Origin of the sequence: Prevotella sp. HCN-7019 (assembly GCF_037890215.1) — a bacterium.
In the GTDB taxonomy this organism is placed as follows: domain Bacteria; phylum Bacteroidota; class Bacteroidia; order Bacteroidales; family Bacteroidaceae; genus Prevotella.
The window spans coordinates 1-7,695 of record NZ_JBBKBO010000019.1; the positions used below are offsets into that span (position 1 = coordinate 1).

Below are 7,695 nucleotides of genomic sequence, written 5' to 3' on the forward strand. Positions count from 1 at the left end.
CTTTTTTAAGTGTCTCAATCAAAGTAAGGCCTTCCAGATAGGGGGTGTAAATGTATTTATCCACCACTGCATTTGTCCTCCTCTTATCCTTGCCGATTAATGAGTCATTCTGGAAAGTACGGATATTTGAAGCAATCCTTTCCGTCTTTTGGTGTTTAGTGTCAATAAAGAAATCCAAGATTCCATCCTTGAAATACTTCAGACATGAATCATTCAGCTGATAGCTCCGGAAATATGTTCTGAGATGAATGTACTCCGTGTTCTTTGTCGTGACAGTCACTTCATCCAGCTTATAATCAATAGGAGAAAGAAAAACAGATTTGACGTTTTTGAATAGAGATGACTCGACCGTTTCCGGATTATATGCAATATGTTGGATAGTGATTTTCTCATCGATTAAATCCTGAGGTAGATTACCATCAATGTCTGTCATCCCAACAACAGCTCCTTTCTCATTAAGAATCTGTGCGTATGAAATGCGCTGTCCTGTTGTCTTGTCAAGCAGTACGGCCTGACCGAAGATGCTGACATTCATGATGAACAGCAATGCTATAATGGTGTGAATTCTGATTATCATGATGAATTAATATCTTTTGCAATAACCGGTGGTTAGATTCTTGTTTTATCCAAAATGCCGTATGGATTTTTGTATATATGAATAACGGAATATCATCACATCGGAGTATTGGCGATGTGATGATATTCCGTTGTTTTCGTTCAGTTTATGTATGATCTCATTTCCCTGCCGCCACTTTCAGTCCTTGTATCACAGCTCCGGTGAATCCGGCCTGCTCCATGGCGTTGAGTCCTTTTATTGTTATTCCGCCGGCGGTGGTCACCTTGTCTATCTCAGCCTCGGGGTGTCCGCCGTCCGCCATAAGCAGCCGGGCGGCGCCTTTCACTGTCTGTGCCACTATGTGTGTGGCTTCAGCCGCACGGAATCCAAGTTCCACACCGCCTTCTACCGAAGCACGTATGTAGCGCATGGCGAAGGCTGTGCCGCATGAAGCAAGTATCATGCCCGCCGCGAGGTGACGCTCGTCGGTTATGATGGTGGAGCCGATGGTGTCGAACAGTTCTTTTATGATGGTTGTGTCCTCATCCGAGGTATTGAAAGGCGCGACGAATGTCATCGACTCGCATACTGCCGCCGCGGTGTTGGGTATTACAAGGAAGAGTCTTGGGCGCATGCCGTCCTTCTCCATCCACTCTCCGATCTGTGCGGCCGACACGCCGGCCACCACCGAGACAAGCATCTGGCGGCGGTAGTCCATGACGGTCTTTATGTCTTTCATCACTTCTTCGGCAAGCCACGGCTTCACGGCAACTATCACTACATCGGCCGCTGCGGCAGCCGCCTTGTTGTCGGAAGTCACCACTGCTCCGGCGTCAGCCAGATGGCGCAACTTGTCGGTGTGAGGATTGGCGGCAATTATGTCGCCGGGCTTTATGCTGCCGCTGTGGAGCAGTCCTTCGGCAATGGCACCTCCCATGGCGCCAACACCTATTATGGCAGTCTTCATAATGAGCGTTTCAGTTTTTCGATGAATGCGTCAGCCTGTGCCACAGTGAGACAAAGTGGTGGAAGCAGACGCAGGATGTTGGTGGAGGCACAGCCAGTGAAGCAGTGCTCGTCGTGGATGAGACGTGAGCGCACGTCCTTGTGCGGAATGTCGAGCTCGATGCCTATCATCAGACCGCGGCCACGTACGTCGGTGATGTGCGGCTGTGTGGCTTTCAGACTATCGAGTTTTTCGAGAAGATAATCGCCAACTTTGCATGCGTTCTCCACGAGATGTTCGCTCTCAATGACGTCGAGCACGGCCAGCGCTGCGGCGCATGCCAGATGGTTGCCTCCGAATGTGGTGCCGAGCTGTCCGTAGGAGGGCACAAACTCGGGCGATATGAGTACCGCACCCATCGGGAAACCGTTGGCAATGCCTTTGGCCACGGTGATGAGGTCGGGGTGTATGCCGAGCCACTGGTGGGCGAAGAACTTGCCGCTGCGTCCGTAGCCGCACTGTATCTCGTCGCAGATGAGCACCGTGCCGTGTTTGCGGCATGCTGCCTGCAGACCCTGTGCGAATTCGGCCGTGGCGAGACGTATGCCGCCTACGCCCTGTATGCACTCCAGTATTACTGCCGCCACGTCGCCTTTGGCAAGCTCAGCCTCCCATGCCTCAAGGTCGTTGAGCGGCAGATAGGTGACGTGCCCGTTTGCGTTGATGGGGGCTATGATCTTTGGGTTGTCGGTGGCTTCGACTGCCAGCGACGTACGGCCGTGGAATGCTTTCTGTGCAGAGAGTATGCGTTTGCGGCCGGTATGGAACGAAGCCAGCTTCATGGCGTTCTCGTTGGCCTCGGCTCCGCTGTTGATGAGAAACAGCTGATAGTCGTCGTATCCGCACGCCTTGCCCAGACGTGTGGCGAGCTGCTGCTGCAGGGTGTTGACAACGGAGTTGGAGTAGAAGCCCAGACAATCGAGCTGACTCTTGAGTGCCTCGACGTAGTGAGGATGGCAGTGGCCGATGCTTATGACGGCATGTCCGCCGTAAAGGTCGAGATATTCCTGACCGTTGTCGTCCCACACGGCGCATCCGCGGCCCTTCACTATGTTTATGTCGTATAAAGGATAAACGTCGAACAGTTTCATCTTATTTGTTTAATGTTGTTATAATGATGTAGATCACTCCTCCGAGGAGTGCGCCTACGATGAATGAATTTGCAAAAAGGTCTTTGTCGAACTTTGCCATGTTGTGGTGTTTTTAGAATGCCGATGCTTTGAGCGTCAGACCGCAGCGCTCGTCGAGTCCGAACATTATATTCATGTTCTGCACGGCCTGTCCCACGGCACCCTTCAGCAGATTGTCTATGCAGGACGTTATGAGCAGTTTGTTGCCGAACTTGTCGCAATGTACAAGACACTTGTTGGTGTTGACAACCTGTTTCATGTCGATGGCCTTGTCGCAATAGTGAGTGAACGGAGCGTCCTTGTAGAACTCCTTGTATGCGGCCACGATGTCGTCGAGCGGTGCGTCGGTCTTCACGACGGAGGTGGCAAAGATGCCGCGGGCGAAGTTGCCGCGGTAGGGTATGAAGTCGATGTCGCACGGCAGCGAACCCTGAAGCTGTGTCAGACTCTGCTTTATCTCGGGTACGTGCTGGTGCTGGAACGGCTTGTATATGCTCATGTTGTCGGCGCGCCACGAGAAGTGTGTGGTGGCCGACGGCTTCTGTCCTGCTCCGGTGCTGCCGGTTATGGCGTTCACGGCTACGTCGGATGTGAGCAGTCCCATTGATGCCGCGGGCAACAGAGCAAGCTGTATGCAGGTGGCGAAGCAGCCGGGATTGGCTACATGCATGGCCTTGGCAATGAGACTCTTGTTGATTTCGGGCAGACCGTAAACGTAGTCGTTGCCCAGAGCCTTGAGTCGGAAGTCCTGCGCAAGGTCTATTATCTTCACACCGGAAGGTATGGAGTGCTCCTTGAGGAACGCCTCGCTCTTGCCGTGGCCGAAGCAGAAGAACACCACATCGACGTCGCCGAAGGGCATGTCGGAGGTGAAGCGCATGTCGGTCTCGCCCATAAGGCCGCCGTGTACGTCGGTTATGAGATTGCCGGCATTGCTTTCGCTGTTGGCAAACACTATCTCTGCCTGCGGATGGTTGATGAGCAACCGCAGAAGTTCGCCGGCTGTGTAGCCGGCGGCACCTAATATTCCTATTTTCATGGGAGTATGTTTCTTTCGCGTGGAACAATAAGCCAGAAGGCAAGATAAAGAATAAAGCCCGTGCCGTAGAAGAATGCGGCGACGAACCAGACAATGCGTATGATGGTGGCGTCGATGTCGAAGTAGTCAGCAAGTCCGCCGCATACGCCTGCTATCTTCTTATCGGTGTCCGATAAATAAAGTTTTCTGCTGGCCATGTTTTTTGTTATTTATCTTTCTTCGTCGGGATGAATGCCGTAGTAAACTCTCAGAGGTGTGCTGAGCACCTTGATGAAGCCTTTGGCCTCTTCGGATGTCCAGCCGTGCTGCATTTCGCCGTATTCGCCGAGTTTTGACTTGAGAAGATCGTTGACGGAATCGACGCCCACAGTCTCGAATCCGAGCGGACGCAGCTTGAGGATGACTGTTCCGCTGACGTTGCGCTGCGAGGATGTGAGCATGGCTTCGATGTCTGGCATTACCGGTTCGAGATACTGACTCTCGTGGAGGAACATGCCGTACCAGTTGGCTATCTGGTCTTTCCAGTACTGCTGCCATTTGCTGAGTGTGTATTTCTCGAGCAGGCGGTGGGCTTCGATGATGAGTTTCGGAGCTGCTGCTTCAAAACCTACGCGGCCCTTGATGCCTATGATGGTGTCGCCGACGTTGCAGTCGCGGCCTATACCGTAGGCTGCGCCTATCTCCTCAATCTTCTGTATAGCCTTGATCTTGTCGTCGAACGCTTCGCCGTTGACGGCTGTTATCTCGCCTTTGTCGAACGTTATCTTGAGCAACTGTTCCTCGGTCTGTGTGACGTGTTTGAGATAAGCCTCCTCGGGCAGTCCCTGTGTAGAGTCGAGCAGTTCGCCTCCGCAGATGCTTGTGCCCCAGATGCCGACGTTGTATGAGTATTTCAGCTTGGTGAAGTCGGTGCTGAAACCGTGGGCATTGAGATAGTCGACCTCTTCCTGACGTGAGAGAGCCTTGTCGCGGGTGAGTGTTATTATCTCTACTCCCGGTGCCATGACGAGGAAGGTCATGTCGAAACGTATCTGGTCGTTGCCCGCTCCGGTGGATCCGTGGGCAATGGCGTCGGCACCTATCTCCTTGGCGTAGCGGGCAATGGCGATGGCCTGGAATATTCGCTCGGATGATACGGAGATGGGGTAGCAGTTGTTGCGCATCACGTTGCCGTAGATCATGTATTTGAGCGATTTGTCGTAGTATTCGTGAGTGACGTCGAGTGTGACGTATTTCTTTGCCCCCAACTTGTAGGCATTCTCTTCGTTGGTCTTCAGCTGTTCGTCGCTGAATCCGCCGGTGTTGGCGCAGGCGGCATGCACTTCGTAGCCGTCCTGGGCGAGTTTCATCACTGTGTAGGAGGTGTCGAGACCTCCGGAAAATGCAACAACTACCTTTTTCATTGTTTTTATGTTTTGTGATTCTGTTTTTATGTTTGTTGTGCGCTCTGTCCTCTTGTTTGTTTTGTTTGGTAGGGCAGACACCCGTATTGTGGAGCAGGGCTTGTTCGGATAGTGACTGACTGAATGTCAGTTGCCGAGTTGTTTTATTCTTTCGAGCACTTCGTCTGACAATTTGGCAGGCAGATGCTCCTCTGGATCGTAGAGCATGCCTGTGCAGATGCAGTATTTGCGGCCGGTACGCTTGAGCACGTCTACATTGATACAGCCTTCACATCCTCTCCAGAATGCCTCGTCGTCAGTGAGTTCGGCGAACGTTACGGGGTGATAGCCCAACTGGGTGTTCATGGCCATTACGGCAGCACCGCTGGTGAGGCTGAATATCTTGGCGTGTGGCCAGCGTTTGCGTGCAAGAGTGAATGTGAGGTTTTTTATGCGTTTGGCAAGTCCCTGTCCGCGGAAATCCGGGTGTACGATAAGACCGGATGTTGTGACATACTGTTTGTTGCCCCATGTCTCAATGTAGCTGAATCCTGCAAAACGGTCGCCAGCCAGTGCGATGACGGCTTTTGCCTCTTTCATCTTTGTAAGGATGTATTCGTGTGTACGCTTGGCAATACCTGTTCCGCGGACTTTTGCCGCACTCTCGATTGTTTCAAGAATAGTGTCGATGTATTTTTCGTGGGTGGCATCGGCTACCATCACCTTTACTTCTTCCATTTTGATTATGTAAGATTATTATTCCGATATTTTCCTGTTTGTCAGATGTTGTTTACTATCTCGTTGAGTATTTCGACGATGTTTTCGCGCGAAGAACCCTCTTTGGCAACGATGAATATGGTGTCGTCGCCGGCAATTGTTCCCAGAATCTCCTCGATGTTGCTGTTGTCGATGTTGTAGGCAATAGAACTTGCATATCCGGGTCTTGTCTTGATGACAATCATGTTGCCGGAGAAATTGATAGACAGAAATCCTGGCGTCTTGAGCATTTCAAGCGCCGACGGTGGGTTAGGGATACGGCGGTACATTGTCTCATTCGGCAATACATATACGTATTTGCCGTTCATGCTGGCAGCCTTGGCTATTTTCAGCTGTTTCATGTCGCGGCTCAGTGTTGCCTGCGTCAGTTTGAAGCCTTCATTCTGAAGTGCTTTCAGCACGTCCTCCTGACAGTTGAGTTCTTTGCTTGAGATCAGCATCTTCAGGGCTTCTATTCTGTTTGTCTTTACTTTCATAACTGTATATTTATTCACCTTTCGCAGGCAAAATTAGTCGTTTTTGCATAAATAACCAAATATTTTTGCATAAAACTACATTTTTATGCATTTTTGAATAATGTTTTTGTATATTTATGCAAAAATAAGAATATCGGTGTAACGGTATGTGATATATGGTTGGTTGAAGGTTTCTGGCACAGGATTACATGTTGTATTGCGAAATGCAACGGTATTTTAGGGCAGGTGTCTGCAATGTGTTGGTGTTTATAAAATTGGATGTTGTGGAGATGGATAAAATAAAAACAGGCAACATCCTTTGTTGTTTGTCTTTTAGGATGCTGCCTGTTTTATATATATTAATTATTGTATGTTATTCTCTTCTTCCGAAAATGCGTAACAGGTATAGGAAGAGATTGAGAAAATCAAGATAGAGTGTGAGTGAACCCAGAAGTGCGAGCTTTTGGCTGTTTTCTGTGACATCATTACATGTCATGAGCATCTGTTTGATTTTCTGAGAGTCGTAAGCTGTTAGACCTACAAATATAAGAACACCAACATAGCTGATAATCAGACTCATTGTTCCGCTCTTCATGAATATGTTTACAATAGTTGCGATTATGAGTCCGATGAGAGCCATGAACAGAAGTTTGCCGAACGAGGTGAGGTCTGTCTTGGTGAAGTATCCTACTGCGGCCATTATGGCAAATGTGCCGGCAGTGATAAAGAATACCTGAGCGATGGATGACATCGTGTAAACAAGAAATATGGACGACAGCATCAGGCCGTTCAGCACGGAGTAGAGAGTGAACAGCAGTGTGGCTGTTGTGAGTGACAGACGGTTGATGGCTGAGCTGATGATCATTACAAGTGCGAACGTACCTATTATAATTCCCCACATAAGGCCGCTATTCGTAACTATCGCCATTATGAGGTTGGGCGAACTTGCCACTCCGTATGCTGTTATGCCTGTAATAGCTAGGGCAAGAGTCATCCATATATATACTTTGCGCATGAGTGCGGGAAAGGCCAGTGATAATGACAGTTCCCGATCTTGTGATGAATAATAGATTCTTTCTTTTTCCATTTCTTTTTAAATTTTGTTTTTATTGATTCTTTTATTTATTATATATATGTGGTTATGTTGTGCAAATATATGCGTTTTTATTATCAGAAACAAATTACATGCCATACTTTTTTGTTTTATTAATCAGCATTTGTTTTTGGAGTGCATGTTTTTTGCTGATTTTTGTGTTTTCTGTGTTATGGATGAAGTAGAATTTTTTCTTTCTTGTTTTCGCGCGCGAATATTATATAATGTATAAAGTCATATTTTAGTGCTTTAATTGT

At 49.0% G+C, this 7,695-nt stretch carries 8 protein-coding genes and 1 pseudogene; all 9 read right to left on the minus strand.

From position 1 onward, the window contains the following. Positions 1–577: pseudogene (locus tag WKT13_RS13130) on the minus strand (hypothetical protein); the annotation flags it as partial. A gap of 157 nt (positions 578–734) precedes the next feature. Then, positions 735–1,523 (minus strand): pyrroline-5-carboxylate reductase, encoded by a 789-nt coding sequence (proC, locus tag WKT13_RS13135; protein WP_340324212.1) that lies wholly within the window; start codon positions 1,521–1,523, stop codon positions 735–737. Continuing rightward, on the minus strand, positions 1,520–2,653 hold the full coding sequence (locus tag WKT13_RS13140) for an aspartate aminotransferase family protein (protein WP_340324213.1): 1,134 nt from the start codon (positions 2,651–2,653) through the stop codon (positions 1,520–1,522). Before WKT13_RS13140 ends, proC begins: the two co-directional genes overlap by 4 nt. 112 nt (positions 2,654–2,765) lie before the next feature. Beyond that, positions 2,766–3,731: an N-acetyl-gamma-glutamyl-phosphate reductase gene (gene argC, locus WKT13_RS13145; protein WP_340324214.1), complete on the minus strand. Its 966-nt coding sequence runs from the start codon at positions 3,729–3,731 to the stop codon at positions 2,766–2,768. Continuing rightward, entirely contained in the window at positions 3,728–3,928 is a 201-nt protein-coding gene (locus WKT13_RS13150; RefSeq protein ID WP_298617490.1) for a PspC domain-containing protein, read from the minus strand. Before WKT13_RS13150 ends, argC begins: the two co-directional genes overlap by 4 nt. A 12-nt stretch (positions 3,929–3,940) precedes the next feature. Beyond that, on the minus strand, positions 3,941–5,134 hold the full coding sequence (locus WKT13_RS13155; protein WP_340324215.1) for an argininosuccinate synthase: 1,194 nt from the start codon (positions 5,132–5,134) through the stop codon (positions 3,941–3,943). A 126-nt stretch (positions 5,135–5,260) separates the two neighbouring features. Then, complete coding sequence (locus WKT13_RS13160) at positions 5,261–5,851, minus strand: GNAT family N-acetyltransferase (RefSeq protein WP_298617494.1); 591 nt, start codon at positions 5,849–5,851, stop codon at positions 5,261–5,263. Between the two features lie 41 nt (positions 5,852–5,892). After that, complete coding sequence (argR, locus tag WKT13_RS13165; RefSeq protein ID WP_298617496.1) at positions 5,893–6,366, minus strand: arginine repressor; 474 nt, start codon at positions 6,364–6,366, stop codon at positions 5,893–5,895. Positions 6,367–6,718: 352 nt separating this feature from the next. After that, entirely contained in the window at positions 6,719–7,432 is a 714-nt protein-coding gene (locus tag WKT13_RS13170; RefSeq protein WP_340324216.1) for a Bax inhibitor-1/YccA family protein, read from the minus strand. Between the last annotated feature and the right edge of the window lie 263 nt (positions 7,433–7,695).